Source organism: Delftia sp. PX-1, assembly GCF_055797465.1.
In genome coordinates this window covers 3,006,817-3,023,533 of the sequence record NZ_CP184763.1, presented here as the reverse complement: position 1 = coordinate 3,023,533, position 16,717 = coordinate 3,006,817, and the positions used below count along the sequence as shown (strand labels likewise).

Below are 16,717 nucleotides of genomic sequence, written 5' to 3'. Positions count from 1 at the left end.
GCCTGGAAAGCCGCATGAAATCAGCTTTCCAGAGGAGACTTTTACCGTCAAAGACCGGTTTGGTCTCAATAGTGAACGGGAGGGTCTTAATCCGGCCTCCGGTTCTTACCGCCACTTTTACCGCCAACCTGTTCCGCTGGCCGGCGATAGCCTCCGATAGCTGCCGAGACGTATTTCCTTTTAAATCAACACGTTACGGCAGTTTTTCGATACTAGGCGATAGTCCCCGAAGGACGTCAATTCACTCCCACTCAATCGTCGCCGGCGGCTTCGTCGACACGTCGTAGGTCACGCGGTTGATGCCGCGCACTTCGTTGATGATCCGGCCAGACACCTTCTTGAGCAGGCCGTAGGGCAGCTCGGCCCAGTCGGCGGTCATGAAGTCGCTGGTCTGCACGGCGCGCAGGGCCACGACGTAGTCGTAGGTGCGGCCATCGCCCATGACGCCCACGCTCTTGACGGGCAGGAAGACGGTGAAGGCCTGGCTGGTGAGGTCGTACCAGTTCTTGCCGGTGGCTTCGTCGGTCCAGTTGCGCAGTTCCTCGATGAAGATGGCGTCGGCGCGGCGCAGCAGGTCGGCGTATTCCTTCTTGACTTCACCCAGGATGCGAACGCCCAGGCCCGGGCCGGGGAAGGGGTGGCGGTAGACCATTTCGCGCGGCAGGCCCAGGGCCACGCCGAGTTCGCGCACTTCGTCCTTGAACAGGTCGCGCAGGGGCTCGAGCAGCTTCAGCCCCAGTTGTTCGGGCAGGCCGCCGACATTGTGGTGGCTCTTGATGGTGACGGCCTTCTTGCTCTTGGCACCGCCCGACTCGATGACGTCGGGGTAGATGGTGCCCTGGGCCAGGAAGGTGGCGCCCTTGTGGCCACCGTCGCCCGCCTTGAGCTTGGCGGCCTCGGCCTTGAACACGTCCACGAACAGGCCGCCGATGATCTTGCGCTTGGCCTCGGGTTCGCTGACGCCGGCCAGCTTGCCCAGGAACAGGTCGCTGGCGTCCACGCGGATGACCTTGGCGTGCAGCTTGCCTTCGAACATTTCCATGACCATGTCGCCTTCGTTCAGGCGCAGCAGGCCGTGGTCCACGAAGACGCAGGTCAGCTGGTCGCCGATGGCGCGGTGGATCAGGGCCGCGGCCACGGACGAATCCACGCCGCCAGACAGGCCGAGGATGACTTCCTCGCCACCCACCTGCTCGCGGATTTTGGCGACGGCTTCCTCGATGTAGTCGCCCATGATCCAGTCGGCATTCGCCGCGCAGATCTCGCGCACGAAGCGGTTGAGCAGGGCCGCGCCCTGCACGGTGTGCGTGACTTCGGGGTGGAACTGGACGGCGTAGAAGCGGCGCGCCTCGTCGGCCATGCCGGCGATGGGGCAGGACGGCGTGGAGGCCATGACCTTGAAGCCCGGGGGCAGCTCGGTGACCTTGTCGCCGTGGCTCATCCAGACCTTGAGCATGCCGTGGCCTTCGGCCGTGGCGAAGTCCTCGATGCCCTTGAGCAGTTCGGTGTGGCCATGGGCGCGCACTTCGGCGTAGCCGAATTCGCGGGTGTGCGAGCCTTCGACCTTGCCGCCCAGCTGGGTGGCCATGGTCTGCATGCCGTAGCAGATGCCCAGCACGGGAATGCCCAGCTCGAACACGGCGTCGGGGGCGCGGTCGTCCACTTCGTAGACGCTGGCGTGGCTGCCCGACAGGATCACGCCCTTGAGGCGGCCGTCGGCGGCGAATTCGCGCACCCAGTCGCTGCTGACGTCGCAGGGGTGGACTTCGCAGTAGACATGGGCTTCGCGCACGCGGCGGGCGATCAGCTGGGTGACTTGGGAGCCGAAGTCAAGAATGAGGATCTTGTCGTGTTGCATGGTCATCTCAGGCAAAGGTGATGGGAGGGGATCAGAAATCTTCAGGGGCCAGCAGCGCCAGCCCGCGCTTGCGGGCGGCGGCGGCCTGGGCCGCGTCAAAGGTGGCCAGCGGCAGGCGCAGCGACTGCGCCAGCCACAGGTAGGCCGCGTCATAGACCGGCAGGCGGGTGTCCAGCGCCACGTCGAGCACGGCCTTGTGCTGGGCGGGTGCCAGCTCGTGCAGTTCCACGCGGTGGCGGATGGCCTCGAGCACGCCCCACAGGCCCTCGACCGAGCTGTGCGGAATGCGGCCGCCGTGCACGCCCGAGGCGATCAGGTTGCCGCATTCCCACTGCCAGAGGTTGGGCGCCTGCGGGTCCACTTCATGGCGGCGGATGCGGGTATACAGGCGCTGGGTGTGCACGCTGGCGGCATCGGGCAGCAGCCAGGCGGCGGTGACGGAGGCATCGAGCACGAAGGAGGTCATGCCTGGCTCCGGCCTGCGTGGCGCAGTCGGGTGGTGGAGTCCGGCGCCTGTGCCGGCTGGGCCGGCCGCACCGTGGCCTGCAGCGCCTGCATCTGCTCCAGCTCGCGGGCGATCTGCTCGTCGGTGATCACGGGGCGGCGGCGCACCGGCAGCATGCGCACCACTTCCTTGCCGTGGCGGGTGATGCGCACTTCCTCGCCCTGCTCGACAAGTTCGATCAGGGCGGAGAAACGGGTCTTGGCTTCGTAGATGCCGACAGATTGCATGGCGGGGCTGAAAACAAAAGCAGGCCTGGTGTCCGGCCTGGCCCGAATTCTATCATTCTGGCCAGAATTTCCAAAAATTCAGACCAGAACCATGCGGATATTCGCGGGCCTTGCCTCGGGGAGGGCTATCGGTGAACGCCACTCAGCGCTGTTCGCGCACGAAGCCGACAAACCGCGCCAGCGCGGGCGACATGGCTCCGGCCGGCCAGGCCAGGCTGGTATCGCAGACCGGCAGGGCAACGGGTTTGCTGCCTGGTCGGGCGCTGGCGAAAACCGCCTCGCGGTAGACCACGCCGGGCCTGCAGAACTGCATCACGCTGGCGGGCACCCAGGCCAGGCCGATGCCGCCCCAGACCAGGTTCACGATGGTCTGCATCTGTATCGCCTGCTGCGCGATGCGCGGCACATGTCCGTGCCGTCGGTACAGATCCGTCACCGCGTCATGGAGCGAGGGCATGATGCGGCGCGGAAAGATCACCAGCGGCTGCTCCAGCACTTCGTCGAGCATCAGCCGGTCCGCACCGGCAAGCGCATGCTGCTGCGGCAGGGCCAGCACCATGGCTTCCCGTCCCACGGCCAGGCGCTCCAGGCCGGCCGGCGCATGCCCGGGGGCATGCAACATCAGTCCGGCATCGATCTGCCCGCGCTCAAAGGCTTCCATCTGCACATCGCTGGTGGCCTCGACCAGCTCCAGCGCCACACCTGGCGTGCCTGCCACGAAGTCCCGCACCCACAGCGGCAGCCGGGTGAAGCCGATGGTGGAGACAAAGGCCAGCCGCACGCGCCCCACTTCTCCCGCTGCCGCAGCCCGCGCAATCCCCGGCAGCGCCGCCGCCCGCGCCAGAAGCTCACGCACCTGCGGCACAAGCGCCTCGCCGGCCGGCGTCAGCGCGACGTGGCGGCTTGAGCGCTCGAACAGCGCCACGTCCAGGCTGCGCTCCAGCTGGGCGATGGCCTGGGTGAGCGGCGGCTGCGTCATGTGCAGGCGCGATGCGGCGCGGCCGAAGTGCAGCTCGTCCGCCACGGCTAGGAATTGCCGCCAGACGCGCAGATCAATGGGGGGCTCATTCATATGCGCAGCATATCAATCATGCCGATGAATAGGATTGGATCAGATGAATCAGTCGGCCCATACTCATCCAACCCCCACAACGAGAGACATGCCATGACCCCGCCGAACCAGATCAACCGCCGAAGCTCCCACATCACCGAAGGCAAGGCGCGCGCAGCCAACCGCTCCATGTTCTACGGCATGGGCTACAAGGAAGAGGATTTCAAGAAGCCCATGGTCGGCGTGGCCAACGGCCACAGCACGATCACGCCGTGCAACTCCGGCCTGCAAAGGCTGGCGGACGCGGCCATCGCAGGCATCGAGGAAGCCGGCGGCAACGCGCAGGTGTTCGGCACGCCGACCATCTCGGACGGCATGTCCATGGGCACGGAAGGCATGAAGTACTCGCTGGTCAGCCGCGAGGTGATCGCCGACTGCATAGAGACCTGCGTGGGCGGCCAGTGGATGGATGGCGTGCTGGTGGTCGGCGGCTGCGACAAGAACATGCCGGGCGGCATGATGGGCATGCTGCGCGCCAATGTGCCGGCCATCTATGTCTACGGCGGCACCATCCTGCCCGGCAGGTGGAAAGGCCGGGACCTGAACATCGTCAGCGTGTTCGAGGCCGTCGGCGAGAACGCTGCGGGAAAGATCAGCGACCAGGAGCTCAAGGACATAGAGCAGCACGCCATTCCCGGCACGGGCTCGTGCGGCGGCATGTACACCGCCAACACCATGTCCAGCGCGTTCGAGGCGCTGGGCATGAGCCTGCCCTACTCCTCCACCATGGCCAATCCCCATGATGAAAAGGAAAACTCGGCCAAGGAATCCGCCAGGGTGCTGATCGAGGCCATCAAGATGGACCTCAAGCCGCGCGACATCGTGACGCGCAAGTCCATCGAGAACGCGGTCTCGGTGATCATGGCGACCGGAGGCTCCACCAATGCCGTGCTGCACTTTCTTGCGATCGCCCATGCGGCCGGCGTGCCCTGGTCCATCGACGACTTCGAGCGCATCCGGCAGCGGGTGCCGGTGCTGTGCGATCTCAAGCCCAGCGGCAGATACCTGGCGGTGGACCTGCATCAGGCGGGCGGCATCCCGCAGGTCATGAAGATCCTGCTGAATGCGGGCCTGCTGCACGGCGACTGCATCACCATCTCGGGCCAGACCATCGCCGAGACCCTGGCCGGCGTGCCTGACGAACCACCCAACCCGCAGGTCATCCGCCCCCTCTCGGATGCGCTCTATCCGCAGGGCCACCTGGCCATCCTCAAGGGCAACCTGAGCCCGGAAGGTGCGGTGGCCAAGATCACGGGCCTGAAGAACCCGGTCATCACCGGCCCGGCACGCGTGTTCGACGATGAGCAATCGGCACTGGCGGCCATCCTCGACGGCAGGATACAGGCCGGCGACGTGATGGTGCTGCGCTACCTGGGCCCCAAGGGCGGCCCCGGCATGCCGGAAATGCTGGCACCCACGGGCGCCCTGATCGGTGCCGGCCTGGGCGAGAGCGTGGGCCTGATCACCGATGGCCGCTTCTCCGGTGGCACCTGGGGCATGGTGGTCGGGCACGTGGCGCCGGAAGCGGCCGTGGGCGGCACCATCGCTCTGGTGCACGAGGGCGACTCGATCACCATCGACGCGCACGCATTGCAGCTGCAGCTGAACGTGCCCGAAGACGTGCTCGCCCAGCGCCGTGCGGCATGGAAGGCCCCCGCGCCCCGCTACACGCGGGGCGTGCAGGCCAAGTTCGCGTTCAACGCATCGAGCGCCAGCTCGGGCGCGGTGCTGGACAACTTCGCCATTTGAGCGTCGTCATCTGAGCGTCGTCATCTGAGCTTCGCCATCTGAGCTTCGTGAGCGCACGAAAAAAAGAGGTCCGGGCAGCGGCTGCCCGGACCTCTTTTCCATCTAGCGCCAAGGCGCTGGACCTGGATCAGTCGGCGCGGTAGTTCGGCGCTTCCTTGGTGATCTGCACGTCATGCACGTGCGATTCACGGATGCCTGCGGCGGTGATCTCCACGAACTCGGCCGTGTTGTTCATCTCTTCGATGGTGGCGCAGCCGCAGTAGCCCATGGCAGCGCGCACGCCGCCGGCCATCTGGTAGACGATGGAGACCATGGAGCCCTTGTAGGGCACGCGGCCTTCGATGCCTTCGGGCACGAGCTTGTCGGCGTTGGGATTGCCGGTGCTCGATTCCTGGAAGTAGCGGTCGGCCGAGCCCTGCTGCATGGCGCCGATGGAGCCCATGCCGCGATAGCTCTTGTACGAACGGCCCTGGTACAGGATGACTTCGCCCGGAGCCTCTTCGGTGCCGGCGAACATGCCGCCCATCATGATGGTCGAGGCGCCAGCGGCCAGGGCCTTGGCGATGTCGCCCGAGAAGCGGATGCCGCCGTCGGCGATCAGCGGCACGCCCGTGCCTTGCAGGGCCTGGGCCACGCTGTCGATGGCCATGATCTGGGGCACGCCCACACCGGCGACGATGCGCGTGGTGCAGATGGAGCCAGGGCCGATGCCGACCTTGACGGCGTCGGCGCCTGCCTCGGCCAGTGCCAGCGCAGCGGCGCCAGTGGCAATGTTGCCGCCGATGACGTCCACCTGCGGGTAGTTCTGCTTGACCCAGCGCACGCGGTCGATCACGCCCTTGCTGTGGCCGTGGGCCGTGTCCACCACCAGTGCATCGACGCCGGCCTTGACCAGCAGCTCCACGCGCTGCTCGGTGCCCTCGCCCACGCCCACGGCGGCGGCCACGCGCAGGCGGCCTGCGCTGTCACGCGCTGCGTTGGGGAAGGTGGTCTGCTTGGTGATGTCCTTGACGGTGATCAGGCCCTTGAGTTCAAAGGCGTCGTTCACGACCAGGATGCGTTCGAGCTTGTGCTTGTTGAGCAGGGCCTTGGCTTCCACGGGCGTGGTGCCGTCCTTCTCGTTGACGGTGATCAGGCGCTCGCGCGGCGTCATGATCTGGCTGACCTTGACGTCGTAGCGGGTCTCGAAGCGCAGGTCGCGGCTGGTGACGATGCCCACCACCTTGCCGCCGTCGCAGACGGGAAAGCCCGAGATGCCGAGATTCTCGGACAGCTGCAGCACCTGCAGCACGGTGTGCTCGGGGGTGATGACCACGGGGTCGTGCACCACGCCGGATTCGTGGCGCTTGACCTTGGACACTTCGGCGGCCTGCTGCTCGGCCGTCATGTTCTTGTGGATGACGCCGATACCGCCCTCTTGCGCGATGGCAATGGCCAGACGCGCCTCGGTCACGGTGTCCATGGCGGCGGACACAAGGGGAATGTTCAGGGAGATGTTGCGCGAAAAGCGCGTCTTGAGCGAAGTGTCCTTGGGCAGGACCTGGGAGAAAGCGGGGACCAGAAGGACGTCGTCGAAGGTCAGGGCTTTACCGAGAAGGCGCATGTGAGAGCTCCAAAAGAAGGATTGTACCCGTGCGCCGGATCACAATGTATGCTGTAGGCCATTCGGCCCGATCCCCAACTCACCATGCACGCCATCAAGCTTGTTTTGCTAGTCACGCTTGCCGCCTGTTCGCTGCCCGCAGCCGCCCAGTGGCAATGGGTCGACGCCACAGGCCGCAAGGTCTTCAGCGACCGCGCACCGCCTCCTGACATTCCCGCCAAGAACATCCTGCGCCAGCCTGGCGGCAGCACACCGCCGCCTGCCGCCGCGCCCTCCGCCGCTGCGGCAGCTGCGGATGCAGGCACGGCGCCTGCGGCGGACGCCGCGGCACCGGCAGCACCTGCCGCAGCCGCCAAGGACACCAAGCCCGCAGGCACCGACAAGGCCCTGGAAGAACAAAAGCGCAAGGCCGAAGCCCAGGAGGCCGCCAAGGCCAAGGCGGAAAAGGAACGGATTGCCAAGCAGCGCCAGGACAACTGCGCACGCGCCAAGCAGTCCAAGACCGCGCTGTCTTCGGGCCGCCTGCTGGGCTACACGAATGAGCAGGGCGAGCGCGGCTTCATGGACGACGCCACGCGCGATGCGGAACTCAAGCGCGCCGACGCCATCATCGCCTCCGATTGCGGCGCAATGCGCTGATCGCCGAATCCGGGCCGGCTCAGTAGCCGGCCTTGGCTCCAGGCCTCTGGCGCTGGAACAGCCCCGTGGCCCGAGCGCCCTGGCGTGCGAAACGCTCGCGGCGCGCCACCTTGGGGTCCACGGTCAAGGGCCGGTACAGCTCCACTCGGTCACCGTCGCGCAGGGCTTGCGTCAAAGGCGCGCTGCGGCCCCACAGGCCTGCCGGCCCGGCCTGCGCAAAGCCCAGCGCCTGCCAGCCGCCCGCCGCCGCCACCGCATCGGCAATCGTGGCACCGGCCGGCAATTGCAGAAACAGCTCGACGACTTCGCCGGCGCGCGCACTGCAGGCCAGCGTGATGCGCACAGCGGGCTGGGGCTCAGCCATAGACCTGCTCGGCACGCTTGATGAAGGCATCGACCATGGAGCCTGCAATGCGGTCGAACACCGGGCCGACCACGGCGGCCAGGGCCATGTTGTCGAAACCGTAGTCCAGTTGCAGTTCGACACGGCAGGCGCGCTGCGATCCGTCGCCCACGGGGCGGAACATCCAGTGGCCCTCCAGCCGCGAGAACGGCCCCTTGATCAGGCGGATGCTGACCTGGCGCCCGCCATCGTCGAGCACGCTGTGCGTGTTGCGCGTGACGAAGGACTTGCGCATGCCGCCGAATGCAATGCCCACCTCGGCCGTCATGCCCTGCTCGTCCTGCTCCAGCACCCTGGCCTGATCGCACCAGGGAAGGAAGTCGGCATAGTGGGCCACGTCCGTCACCAGGGCAAACATTTCTTGGGGGCTGTACCAGATCAGGACGGACTTGTTGACTTTTTTCATGAATGGGGCGGGCTGCACGGCATGCAAAACACCGGCAGCGCCGCCATGGCACAGCCGGCTGTCACAATGACGGCAAGGCGAAACTAAAATCCCGCACGGCGGGAAGACGGCAATCCAGTATTGTAGGGAGACCTTTCATCTCCAGGTTTTCGCCGCATCTATTACTCCATGGCCAAGAAACCTGAAACACAGTCGCGCATCGCCGACAACAAAAAAGCCGCATTCAACTACTTCTTCGAGGAACGCTTCGAGGCCGGCATCGTGCTGCACGGCTGGGAAGTGAAGGCACTGCGCAGCGGCAAGGTGCAGTTGACGGACGGCTACGTCATCGTCAAGGACGGCGAGCTGTTCCTGCTCGGCTGCCAGATCAACCCGCTCAAGACCGCCTCCACCCACGTCAACCCCGACGCGGCGCGCATCAAGAAACTGCTGCTCAAGAAGGACGACATCCTGCGCCTGATCGGCAAGGTGGAGCAAAAGGGCTTCACCCTGGTGCCCATCAACCTTCACTGGAAGAACGGCTATGTCAAATGCGACATTGCCCTGGCCAAGGGCAAGGCCGAGCACGACAAGCGCGACGTGATCAAGGACCGCGAAGGCAAGCGCGAGGTCGAGCGCGCCATGAAGAGCTTCAACCGCTGACGGGCATCCGCAGCTTTTTTTGCACTGCTGCGGAATAAACCGGCACGGCCCAGTGTTCATTGCAGTGTCCGGCCGCAATTTCGCGCGCCGGCAAGCACCGGAGACAGCGATGAAGAAGCTCGGCATGAAACTTGGTACCTGTGCCTTCACGGCAGCCCTGACATTGGCCCTGGCAGGCTGCTATTCCGCGCCTGCGGCCAACGCCTCTGGCCAGACGCCGCCCAGTGCGGTCAGCGTGCAAAACGGCATTCTGGTCGGCGCCAACGGCATGACGCTCTATACCTTCGACAAGGACACGGCCGGCAGTGGCAAGTCCGTCTGCAATGGCCCCTGCGCGACCAACTGGCCACCCCTGATGGGCAAGCAGGCGCCCTCTGGCGGCAACTACAGCGTGATCCAGCGCGACGATGGCAGCAGCCAGATCGCCTACAAGGGCAAGCCCCTGTACTACTGGGTGAAGGACGGCAAGGCCGGCGATACCACGGGCGACGGCGTCATGGGCGTCTGGCATACCGCACGCCCCTGAGTCCGGCCCCCTGCGCGATCGGACCTGCCCATGGACCGCAGCCAGATCCTGGAGCACCTGCCCGGCCTGCGCCGCTACGCGCGGCTGCTGGCAGGCGATGCCTGGGCAGCCGACGACCTGGTGCAGGACACGCTGGAACGCGCCTGCCGCAAATGGCTGCTGTGGCGCTCCGATGGCGATCTGCGCGCCTGGCTGTTCACCCTGATGCACAACCTCTACCTGAACCAGCGGCGCTCTGCCGCACGAGGGCAGTGGCTGGACATCGACAGCCTGTCCGAGTCCCTGGCAGCGCCCGAGGACAGCAGCGACGCTGCCCTGGACCTGGAGCGCTGCCTGCAGCGCCTGCCCGCCGAGCAGCGGGCCGTGCTGCTGCTGGTCAGCGTGGAGGACATGAGCTATGCCGACACGGCGCGCGTGCTGCAGCTGCCCCTGGGCACCGTGATGTCGCGCCTGTCGCGCGCACGCTCCCGGTTGCGCGAGCTGATGGAGGCACCGCCCGCAGCTTCGCCCGCCCAGACTGCTGCACCCCAAGCCGCAGCCCCGTCGCTGCGCCGGCTCAAATGACGAGGCCGCCATGACTGCCCCCGCCCCCACCTCCCCCTCCTCCTGTGTCTCGGCTGCCACGGCCATCCCCGACGAGCAGCTGCATGCCCTGGTCGATGACCGCCTGCCGGCCCCACAGGCACAGGCGCTGCGCGAGCAGCTGGATGCAGACAGCGCAGCACGCGTGGAGCAATGGCAGCGCCAGCGGCAGCTGCTGCGCGCCCTGCACGGCGCCCGCAGCGAACCGCCCATGCCCGATGAAATGCGCGCCGCCGCCGAGCAGCTGCAGGGCCTGCAACAGCGCCAGCAGCAATGGTGGCGCTGGGGCGGCATGGCCGCAGGCTGGCTGCTGGCCTTCGGCCTGGGCTGGCTGGTGCACGGGCAGCAGGCAGCGCCTGCGGCACCCTCAACGGCGGACACGCTGGCCGCTGCCGCACCTGCCCGCTTCGCCCATCAGGCAGCAGTCGCCCACGCGGTCTACCAGCCCGAGCAGCGCCACCCGGTCGAGGTCGAGGCAGCGCAACAGGCCCATTTGCTGCAATGGCTTTCCAAGCGGCTGGGCCGGCCGCTGAAGCTGCCAGCCCTCACGGAACTGGGCTATGAGCTGGTGGGCGGCCGGCTGCTGCCCGGCGACAGCGGCGCACGCGCCCAGTTCATGTACCAGGATGCGGCCGGCGAGCGCATCACCCTGTATCTGGGCGCGCTGGAGGACCCGGCCACGCGTGGCGAGACCGCCTTTCGCTTCAGCAGCGACGGCCCCGTGCCCAGCTTCTACTGGGTGGACCAGGGCTTTGGCTATGCCCTCAGCGGCGCCCTGCCACGCAACCGGCTGCTGCAGCTGGCCACGGCCGTGCACCAGCAGCTTTGAAGCCCTGGGGCCGCAGTTACCAGGGCAGCGGCGCCGCCTCGCCGTTGCCATGTTCGCCGTAGTACAGCGAGGGCAGAAAGCGCGACAGGTAGGTGAACTCCGTGTAGCAGTGGCGCAGCAGGCCCAGGCCCAGAGCGTCGGGCAGCTCGGCCGCCGGGTCCGTGCAGGACTGCCCCAGCAGGAAGCGGCTGCGCAGCACGCAGCCAAAGGGCGTATCGCGCGCCAGGTGCACCATCTGCCCGTCCATCGGGTCCCCGCTGGCATCCAGCTGCACATGCTCGCCGAAGCCGATACGCGCATACACGGCGGCCGAGGCGCGTTTTTCGGCAAAGGCCAGCTCCAGTTGCGCAGGGTCGAACAGCTCGCGCGGATCATGGAACTTGAGCCTGGCCGCCACGGGCGGAATATCGGCCAGGGACTCCACGGCCTCGATGGAGGCGCCTATGTAGCTCTCGCCCTTCTTCCATTGCGCATCCCAGCCGCGATGTGCGATGTGGTCATGCGGATGCCACCACTTGATGTGCTGCGTGGTCTCGAAGAACTTGAACCACCAGTCCAGCATGCGGCCGCTGCAGCCGTGCAGGTCGGTGCGGCAGGCCACCACCAGACAGCCGCTGGGCAGGCGCTGGATTCCCGTCTCCAGCCGCAGCGGCGTGATGTGCAGCAGCTCGTCGATGCGGGAAATGTCGGGCTCGAAGGCATGGGAGTTCATGGGTGTTTTCCGTTCCTGGGTTGATGAGGAAAAGCCATCTTATATTAAAGAAACGAACAACGTTTCCAAACAATCGGATAATCCCAGCCGGGTAACAAAATGCTGCACAACCAGGCACGACCCTGCACAACACCGAACGGAACGACAAGAAATCCAATGGAATCCGAAATCACTCCTGCGGCCCCCAGGCCGCGCGGGCGGCCGGCCCGGCCCGAGCACGAGGCCAACGATGCCGCCCTGGCCGCCGCCACTTGGCTCTTGCTCAACGAAGGCTATGCCGCCACCACCATGGAAGCCGTGGCCAGGCGCGCGGGGCTGGCCAAGAAAACGCTCTACCGCTTTGCCGCCAACCGCGAGGATCTGGTGGCCCTGGTGGTGCGCAGCTGGACCGACGGTTTCCGCCCCGCCCTGTCGGCCGATGCGCAGTCGGCCTCAGAGGTGGCTCCGGCGCTGGCCGAGATCCTGCGCGTGATTGCCGCGCGCGTGCTGTCGGCCGAGGCGGTGGGGATGTTCCGCCTGCTCACCACCGATTTCCCCGCCAAGCCCGAGTTGCTGGAGGTCTACCAGCGCAACGGCATAGAGCGCGGCCGCGGCATGCTGGTGGACTGGCTGCGGCGCCAGTGCGCGAAGGGGTTGCTCAGGGCAGAGCAGCCCGATGTCATCTGCGACCTGTTGCTGTCCATGGCCATTGCCGAGCCGCTGCGGCAGATGGCCCTGGGCCTGACGCCGCCCGTGCCCGAATGGGATCCGGGCCCGCGCATTGACGACGCGGTACGGCTGCTGGCAGGCCATTCCTGCCGCATGGAGCCCGCTGATTGCTGAACCGAAAAAAGGCCATCCGGCGCGGTGCCGGATGGCCTTTTGAACCCTTGGAGGTTTGGGCAACCGCCGCGCGATCAGTCCAGCGCCGCCAGCGGGTGCGAGTGCGCGGGCCAGGGGCTGTCGAAGAAGGCACGCCATTGCGCGTCCTGCACGTCTTCGATGCGCGCGGGGTTCCAGCGCGGTTGGTGGTCCTTGTCCACGGCCAGGGCGCGAATGCCTTCGATGGTCTCGCTCTGGCCGGGGCGCAGGTAAAAGCAGTGGCGCACCATGTCGCGCTCCATGCGCAGGTCCTGGGCCAGCGTCATGCCGCGTGCGCGGCGAATCTGCTCCAGCACCACGTGCAGCATCAGCGGCGAGCGCTTGCGCAGCGTGGCTGCCGTGTGCTGCGCCCACTCGCCATCCGCCGCTTCCAGTGCCTGCACCATGGCAGCCACCGTGGGCAGGGCAAACACGCGGTCGATCTCGGCGCGGGGCTGGGCCGCTGGCTTGGCCGGGGCCGTGAACTTCGACTTCACCAGCGCCTCGACGGCCGCTGCATCGGCAAAGCTGCCGGCGGCCAGGGCCTCCCACAGCGCAGGCTGCTGGTCCGAGGGCAGATAGCCATCGGCCAGGCCGAAGTCCAGCGCGTCGGCCGCGCCGATCACGTCGCCCGTCAGCGCCAGCCACTCACCCGCGTGACCGGGGCAGCGCGATAGGAAGTAGCCGCCGCCCACATCGGGGAACAGGCCGATGGCCGTCTCCGGCATGGCCATCTTGGTGCGCTCGGTGACGATGCGCAGCGTGCCGCCCTGGCTGATGCCCATGCCGCCGCCCATGACGATGCCGTCCATGAAGGCCATGTAGGGCTTGCCGAAGGTGTGGATCAGGTGGTTGAGCGCGTACTCCTCGGTGAAGAAGTCCTCCAGCTGCGGATTGCCCGTGCTGCCTGCGCCGTGCAGAAAACGGATGTCGCCGCCCGCGCAGAAGGCGCCGAAGGCCCCTTCCTTGCCCATGCCGCGGATGGCCACGGCCAGCACCTGCTCATCCTTTTGCCAGGCCAGCAGGGTGGCCAGCAGATCGCGCACCATGCCCAGCGACAGCGCGTTCAGCGCCTTGGCCCGGTTCAAGGTGATCATGCCCATGCGGCCCCGCACTTCGCTGAGGACTTCGCCGGCAGCTCCCGTCATATCTTGCTCCTTGTTGCTATGCATGCCCTGCCCCGGCAGCCCGGGGCGATGAGCCGCAACCATAGCTGAAAATCCGCGCCCACCCCTGACAAACAGGTGCCAATTTGCGCAAGTGCACGACAGGGCGGGCAGCCGCCGCGCACCGCAGCGCACTCAGTCCAGAGAGACGCCCGTGCTCTTGACCACGCCGGCCCAGCGCTTGATCTCGCTGCGGATGTAGGCGCCGTATTCCTCCGGCGTGGAGCCCAGGCCTTCGGCGCCCTGCAGCTGCAGCTTCTCGACCACGCCCGGGTCCTTGAGCGCGCGCATCAGCTCCTGGTTGAGCCGCTGGATGATGGCGGCTGGCGTCTTCGCGGGCACCATCACGCCCTGCCAGGCCCCGGCCTCGAAGCCGGACATGCCGCTTTCGGCCAGCGTGGGTGCATCGGGGAAGTTGGGCAGGCGCTTGGAGGAACTCACGGCCAGCAGCTTGAGCCGTCCCTCCTTGATGAAGGGTGCGACGGAGTTGATGGTGTCGGTCATGAAGTCGATCTGCCCGGCCACCAGATCCACGTCGGCCGGCGCGCTGCCCTTGTAGGGCACGTGGCTGGCCTCGATCTGGTAGTGCTGCACGACCTGGAAGGCCGCCAGGTGCGTGACATTGCCGTTGCCGGCCGAACCATAGGACAGCTGGCCCGCCTTGTCCCTGGCATGGCGCACGAACTCCTGCACGTTCTTCACCGGCAGCTTGGGGTTGACCACCAGGCCCAGCGGCACCACGGCCGTCAGCGCCACGGGCATCAGGTCCTTGTTCACGTCGTAGCTCATCTTCTTGTAGAGCGACGGGCTCAGCGCAATGGACGAGGTGTTGTAGAGCACGGTGTAGCCATCGGGCGCGGCCTTGGCCACCAGGGCGTTGCCGATGTTGCCGTTGGCGCCGGGCCGGTTGTCCACGATCACGGTCTGGCCCAGTTGCTGGCCGACCTGCTGGGCCAGCACGCGCGCCACCAGGTCGGTGGGCCCGCCCGGCGGGAAAGGCACGACCAGCGTGATGGGCTTGCTGGGCCAGGGCTGCTGTGCCAGGGCCGCTCCCTGCACTGCCGCTGCGGCTGCCATGCAGGCCGCCACGGCGGCCAGCACCCTGCGCCGCCCTTGTCTGCCCGCGGCCTTGTTGCCTTTCTTGTCCATGCTGTTGTCTCCTGGTGTCGTTATGGGAATTCTTTTGTCCGTCTAGCTGCGCCCGGCCAGCAGGCGCACGGCCGTGTATTCCATGACCTTGTGGTGGCCCTGGTTGAAGACCTCGATGCGCGAGGTGACGACGGCGCGGTTGCCCTTGGAGGTGGGACTGATGGCGGTGACCTCGACCAGCGCCTCGATGGTGTCGCCCACCAGCACGGGGCCGAGGATCTTCTGGTGCAGCTCCAGCATGGCCAGGCCCGTGCCCTGGATCATGCTTTGCAGGATGAAGCCTTCGATCAGCGTATAGGTCAGCGCGCCCGGTACGGGACGGCCTGCGATGGCGCCGCCGTCATAGCCGTCCTCGATGAAGATGGCCTCCAGCATGCCGGTGGCGTTGATGAAGGCGACCAGGTCGGATTCGGTCACGGTGCGGCGGAAGGTGCGCAGCTGCTGGCCAACCTGCAGGTCCTGCCAGAAAAAGCCCTGGCCCATGCGGGGCACGGCGTTCCAGGCGGGTGCGGAGGCGGCGGGCGGGGGAGTGATGTCTGCAGTCATTTCAAATCTCCTGTTGCGGGGTATTCAGGCCCGCAATGCGCTCGGCGCTCCAGCCCGCCTGGGCCAGCAGCGCCACTGTGTGCTCGCCCAGGCGCGGCGGCATGCCCATGGGCGCCTGCCGGCCATCCATGCGCACGGATGAACGCGGCAGGTGCACGGTGCCCATGGCGGGGTCGTGCAGCGGCACGAAGAACTCCGTGGCCTGCAGATGCGGATCGGCGGGAAGCTCATCCATGCGCGCCACCGGGGCGGCGGGAATCTCCAGGCGCTGGCAGGTATCGAGCCAGTACTGGGTGCCGTGCAGGGCCACATGCTCGCCAGCGGTCTCCAGCAGCTCGGCAATGTGGGCCGTGCGGCTGGCCTGGCTGGCAAAGCGCGCGTCCAGGGCCAGCTGCGGCTGGCCCACGGCGGCGAAGAAGCGCTGCCAATGCGCATCGGTGTACGGCATCATGCAGACGTGGCCGTCCAGCGTTCGGTAGGGCTTGCGCCAGGGCGCCATCACGCGCGGGTAGCCAGCGCCGCTGAGCGCGGGGCTGAAGTGCATGCCGTAGAAATGCTCGACCAGGTTGAAGCCCACCATGGTCTCGTACATGGGCACTTCGACAAAGCAGCCGTGGCCGCTGCGCTCGCGCTGGAACAGCGCCGCCAGCACGGCATGCGCGGCCACCAGGGCGCAGGTCTTGTCGGCCGCGATGGTGGGCAGGTAGCGCGCCTCGCCCGTCTGGCGTTCCATCAGGTCGGCCAGGCCGCTCATGCCCTGGATGACGTCGTCGTAGGCGGGCATGCCCGCATAGGGGCCGTCCTCGCCAAAGCCATGCAGGCCTGCGTAGACTAGGCGCGGATAGCGCTCGCGCAGCGTGTCGGGGTTCAGGCCCAGCGGGGCCAGCTTCTGCGGGCGCATGCTGTGCATGAACACATCGGCCGTGGCCAGCAGCGCATGCAGGGCCTGGCGCGCCTCGTCCTGCTTGAGATCGAGCACCACGCTCTTCTTGCTGCGGTTGGTGCCCATGAACATGGCTGCCATGCCGGGCTCCACGGCCGGGCCGGTGTGGCGCGTGGAGTCGCCGGCCGGCGGCTCGATCTTGATGACTTCGGCGCCATAGTCGGCCAGCACCTGGCTGGCCAGCGGCCCGAACACCACGCTGGACAGATCCAGCACCCGAATCCCTGTCAACGCAGCCTGCACTGTGGTCTCCATGTTGCTTCAGGGAGCCAGTATTTGAT

The 16,717-nt window shown here is 66.9% G+C and carries 19 protein-coding genes; 7 read left to right on the top strand and 12 right to left on the bottom strand.

The window, feature by feature from the left end; all coding sequences use genetic code 11:
- Positions 1–241: 241 nt before the first annotated feature.
- From guaA to ACN20X_RS14000, 4 genes are all read right to left on the bottom strand, one after another.
- Complete coding sequence (guaA, locus tag ACN20X_RS14015) at positions 242–1,858, bottom strand: glutamine-hydrolyzing GMP synthase (RefSeq protein WP_473210718.1); 1,617 nt, start codon at positions 1,856–1,858, stop codon at positions 242–244.
- Between the two features lie 31 nt (positions 1,859–1,889).
- Complete coding sequence (locus ACN20X_RS14010; RefSeq protein ID WP_012204856.1) at positions 1,890–2,324, bottom strand: type II toxin-antitoxin system VapC family toxin; 435 nt, start codon at positions 2,322–2,324, stop codon at positions 1,890–1,892.
- Positions 2,321–2,590 (bottom strand): type II toxin-antitoxin system Phd/YefM family antitoxin, encoded by a 270-nt coding sequence (locus ACN20X_RS14005; protein WP_016452372.1) that lies wholly within the window; start codon positions 2,588–2,590, stop codon positions 2,321–2,323. The genes ACN20X_RS14010 and ACN20X_RS14005 overlap by 4 nt, the downstream gene beginning before the upstream one ends.
- Before the next feature lie 142 nt (positions 2,591–2,732).
- Positions 2,733–3,662 (bottom strand): LysR family transcriptional regulator, encoded by a 930-nt coding sequence (locus ACN20X_RS14000; RefSeq protein WP_016452373.1) that lies wholly within the window; start codon positions 3,660–3,662, stop codon positions 2,733–2,735.
- Positions 3,663–3,755: 93 nt separating this feature from the next.
- On the opposite strand from ACN20X_RS14000, the gene ilvD reads away from it, so the two are divergent.
- The gene (ilvD, locus tag ACN20X_RS13995) at positions 3,756–5,450 is read left to right on the top strand and encodes a dihydroxy-acid dehydratase (RefSeq protein ID WP_013803022.1); all 1,695 of its coding nucleotides are present in this window, start codon (positions 3,756–3,758) and stop codon (positions 5,448–5,450) included.
- 127 nt (positions 5,451–5,577) lie between these two features.
- On the opposite strand, the gene guaB is transcribed toward ilvD, so the two are convergent.
- Complete coding sequence (gene guaB / locus ACN20X_RS13990) at positions 5,578–7,053, bottom strand: IMP dehydrogenase (RefSeq protein WP_013803023.1); 1,476 nt, start codon at positions 7,051–7,053, stop codon at positions 5,578–5,580.
- 84 nt (positions 7,054–7,137) lie between these two features.
- Here guaB and ACN20X_RS13985 point away from each other — a divergent pair, with 84 nt between their 5' ends.
- Positions 7,138–7,692: a DUF4124 domain-containing protein gene (locus ACN20X_RS13985; RefSeq protein WP_034364364.1), complete on the top strand. Its 555-nt coding sequence runs from the start codon at positions 7,138–7,140 to the stop codon at positions 7,690–7,692.
- 19 nt (positions 7,693–7,711) lie between these two features.
- Here the strand turns inward: ACN20X_RS13985 and ACN20X_RS13980 are convergent, their stop codons facing one another.
- Together ACN20X_RS13980 and ACN20X_RS13975 are read right to left on the bottom strand one after the other, a co-directional pair.
- A complete protein-coding gene (locus ACN20X_RS13980) occupies positions 7,712–8,056 on the bottom strand; it encodes an RnfH family protein (protein ID WP_016448868.1) in 345 nt (114 codons plus the stop codon).
- On the bottom strand, positions 8,049–8,501 hold the full coding sequence (locus ACN20X_RS13975) for a type II toxin-antitoxin system RatA family toxin (protein ID WP_016452375.1): 453 nt from the start codon (positions 8,499–8,501) through the stop codon (positions 8,049–8,051). The genes ACN20X_RS13980 and ACN20X_RS13975 overlap by 8 nt, the downstream gene beginning before the upstream one ends.
- 168 nt (positions 8,502–8,669) lie before the next feature.
- On the opposite strand from ACN20X_RS13975, the gene smpB reads away from it, so the two are divergent.
- From smpB to ACN20X_RS13955, 4 genes are all read left to right on the top strand, one after another.
- Positions 8,670–9,143: an SsrA-binding protein SmpB gene (gene smpB, locus ACN20X_RS13970; RefSeq protein ID WP_016448870.1), complete on the top strand. Its 474-nt coding sequence runs from the start codon at positions 8,670–8,672 to the stop codon at positions 9,141–9,143.
- A gap of 109 nt (positions 9,144–9,252) precedes the next feature.
- The gene (locus ACN20X_RS13965) at positions 9,253–9,669 is read left to right on the top strand and encodes a COG4315 family predicted lipoprotein (protein WP_016448871.1); all 417 of its coding nucleotides are present in this window, start codon (positions 9,253–9,255) and stop codon (positions 9,667–9,669) included.
- 30 nt (positions 9,670–9,699) lie between these two features.
- Positions 9,700–10,233: an RNA polymerase sigma factor gene (locus ACN20X_RS13960; protein ID WP_016448872.1), complete on the top strand. Its 534-nt coding sequence runs from the start codon at positions 9,700–9,702 to the stop codon at positions 10,231–10,233.
- A 10-nt stretch (positions 10,234–10,243) separates the two neighbouring features.
- Positions 10,244–11,080, top strand: coding sequence for an anti-sigma factor family protein (locus ACN20X_RS13955; RefSeq protein WP_016448873.1), 837 nt, complete (start codon positions 10,244–10,246; stop codon positions 11,078–11,080).
- Between the two features lie 16 nt (positions 11,081–11,096).
- Here ACN20X_RS13955 and ACN20X_RS13950 read toward each other — a convergent pair whose 3' ends face one another.
- The gene (locus ACN20X_RS13950) at positions 11,097–11,792 is read right to left on the bottom strand and encodes a DAPG hydrolase family protein (RefSeq protein ID WP_016448874.1); all 696 of its coding nucleotides are present in this window, start codon (positions 11,790–11,792) and stop codon (positions 11,097–11,099) included.
- A 156-nt stretch (positions 11,793–11,948) separates the two neighbouring features.
- On the opposite strand from ACN20X_RS13950, the gene ACN20X_RS13945 reads away from it, so the two are divergent.
- The gene (locus ACN20X_RS13945) at positions 11,949–12,614 is read left to right on the top strand and encodes a TetR/AcrR family transcriptional regulator (protein WP_016452376.1); all 666 of its coding nucleotides are present in this window, start codon (positions 11,949–11,951) and stop codon (positions 12,612–12,614) included.
- A 74-nt stretch (positions 12,615–12,688) separates the two neighbouring features.
- Here the strand turns inward: ACN20X_RS13945 and ACN20X_RS13940 are convergent, their stop codons facing one another.
- The 4 genes from ACN20X_RS13940 to ACN20X_RS13925 all read right to left on the bottom strand — a co-directional run bounded on the left by ACN20X_RS13940 (position 12,689) and on the right by ACN20X_RS13925 (position 16,691).
- A complete protein-coding gene (locus ACN20X_RS13940) occupies positions 12,689–13,780 on the bottom strand; it encodes an enoyl-CoA hydratase/isomerase family protein (RefSeq protein WP_016452377.1) in 1,092 nt (363 codons plus the stop codon).
- Between the two features lie 153 nt (positions 13,781–13,933).
- A complete protein-coding gene (locus ACN20X_RS13935; protein ID WP_046240366.1) occupies positions 13,934–14,947 on the bottom strand; it encodes a Bug family tripartite tricarboxylate transporter substrate binding protein in 1,014 nt (337 codons plus the stop codon).
- A 42-nt stretch (positions 14,948–14,989) separates the two neighbouring features.
- The gene (locus ACN20X_RS13930) at positions 14,990–15,493 is read right to left on the bottom strand and encodes a MaoC family dehydratase (protein WP_473210717.1); all 504 of its coding nucleotides are present in this window, start codon (positions 15,491–15,493) and stop codon (positions 14,990–14,992) included.
- A gap of 1 nt (position 15,494) precedes the next feature.
- The gene (locus tag ACN20X_RS13925; RefSeq protein WP_473210716.1) at positions 15,495–16,691 is read right to left on the bottom strand and encodes a CaiB/BaiF CoA transferase family protein; all 1,197 of its coding nucleotides are present in this window, start codon (positions 16,689–16,691) and stop codon (positions 15,495–15,497) included.
- Positions 16,692–16,717: the final 26 nt, after the last annotated feature.

Coding starts and splice junctions, on each gene's coding strand:
- guaA (WP_473210718.1), bottom strand. CDS start 1,858: ATGCAACACGACAAGATCCTCATTCTTGACTTCGGCTCCCAAGTCACC.
- ACN20X_RS14010 (WP_012204856.1), bottom strand. CDS start 2,324: ATGACCTCCTTCGTGCTCGATGCCTCCGTCACCGCCGCCTGGCTGCTG.
- ACN20X_RS14005 (WP_016452372.1), bottom strand. CDS start 2,590: ATGCAATCTGTCGGCATCTACGAAGCCAAGACCCGTTTCTCCGCCCTG.
- ACN20X_RS14000 (WP_016452373.1), bottom strand. CDS start 3,662: ATGAATGAGCCCCCCATTGATCTGCGCGTCTGGCGGCAATTCCTAGCC.
- ilvD (WP_013803022.1), top strand. CDS start 3,756: ATGACCCCGCCGAACCAGATCAACCGCCGAAGCTCCCACATCACCGAA.
- guaB (WP_013803023.1), bottom strand. CDS start 7,053: ATGCGCCTTCTCGGTAAAGCCCTGACCTTCGACGACGTCCTTCTGGTC.
- ACN20X_RS13985 (WP_034364364.1), top strand. CDS start 7,138: ATGCACGCCATCAAGCTTGTTTTGCTAGTCACGCTTGCCGCCTGTTCG.
- ACN20X_RS13980 (WP_016448868.1), bottom strand. CDS start 8,056: ATGGCTGAGCCCCAGCCCGCTGTGCGCATCACGCTGGCCTGCAGTGCG.
- ACN20X_RS13975 (WP_016452375.1), bottom strand. CDS start 8,501: ATGAAAAAAGTCAACAAGTCCGTCCTGATCTGGTACAGCCCCCAAGAA.
- smpB (WP_016448870.1), top strand. CDS start 8,670: ATGGCCAAGAAACCTGAAACACAGTCGCGCATCGCCGACAACAAAAAA.
- ACN20X_RS13965 (WP_016448871.1), top strand. CDS start 9,253: ATGAAGAAGCTCGGCATGAAACTTGGTACCTGTGCCTTCACGGCAGCC.
- ACN20X_RS13960 (WP_016448872.1), top strand. CDS start 9,700: ATGGACCGCAGCCAGATCCTGGAGCACCTGCCCGGCCTGCGCCGCTAC.
- ACN20X_RS13955 (WP_016448873.1), top strand. CDS start 10,244: ATGACTGCCCCCGCCCCCACCTCCCCCTCCTCCTGTGTCTCGGCTGCC.
- ACN20X_RS13950 (WP_016448874.1), bottom strand. CDS start 11,792: ATGAACTCCCATGCCTTCGAGCCCGACATTTCCCGCATCGACGAGCTG.
- ACN20X_RS13945 (WP_016452376.1), top strand. CDS start 11,949: ATGGAATCCGAAATCACTCCTGCGGCCCCCAGGCCGCGCGGGCGGCCG.
- ACN20X_RS13940 (WP_016452377.1), bottom strand. CDS start 13,780: ATGACGGGAGCTGCCGGCGAAGTCCTCAGCGAAGTGCGGGGCCGCATG.
- ACN20X_RS13935 (WP_046240366.1), bottom strand. CDS start 14,947: ATGGACAAGAAAGGCAACAAGGCCGCGGGCAGACAAGGGCGGCGCAGG.
- ACN20X_RS13930 (WP_473210717.1), bottom strand. CDS start 15,493: ATGACTGCAGACATCACTCCCCCGCCCGCCGCCTCCGCACCCGCCTGG.
- ACN20X_RS13925 (WP_473210716.1), bottom strand. CDS start 16,691: ATGGAGACCACAGTGCAGGCTGCGTTGACAGGGATTCGGGTGCTGGAT.